The organism is Streptomyces fructofermentans (assembly GCF_014651055.1).
In the GTDB taxonomy this organism is placed as follows: Bacteria; Actinomycetota; Actinomycetes; order Streptomycetales; family Streptomycetaceae; genus Streptomyces; species Streptomyces fructofermentans.
The window spans coordinates 1-524 of the sequence record NZ_BMWD01000086.1 but is presented as its reverse complement, the minus strand read 5'-3'; the positions used below and the strand labels follow the sequence as shown (position 1 = coordinate 524).

General features: G+C 68.3%; 1 protein-coding gene. It reads left to right on the top strand.

Features of this window, described 5'->3' with window-relative positions; translation table 11 throughout:
* On the top strand, nucleotides 1–524 hold a 524-nt coding region (locus IE265_RS38090; RefSeq protein ID WP_308434858.1), incomplete at both ends, for an S-adenosylmethionine synthetase N-terminal domain-containing protein.

Below are 524 nucleotides of genomic sequence, written 5' to 3'. Positions count from 1 at the left end.
CAGATCAGCGACACCATTCTCGACGCGCTTCTGCGTGAGGACCCCACGTCCCGGGTCGCCGTCGAGACTCTGATCACGACCGGCCTCGTCCATGTGGCCGGTGAGGTCACGACCAAGGCGTACGCGCCGATCGCCCAGCTCGTGCGCGACAAGATCCTCGAGATCGGCTACGACTCCTCGAAGAAGGGCTTCGACGGCGCCTCCTGCGGGGTGTCGGTGTCGATCGGCTCGCAGTCCCCGGACATCGCGCAGGGCGTGGACACGGCGTACGAGAAGCGGGTCGGGGGTGCCGGTGCGGGGAAGCTCGACGAGGACGACCTCGACAAGCAGGGTGCGGGCGACCAGGGTCTGATGTTCGGCTACGCGACGGACGAGACGCCGGAGCTGATGCCGCTGCCGATCCACCTCGCGCACCGGCTCTCGCGCCGGCTGTCCGAGGTCCGCAAGAACGGCACGATCCCCTACCTGCGTCCCGACGGGAAGACCCAGGTCACCATCGAGTACGACGGCGACAAGGCCGTCCG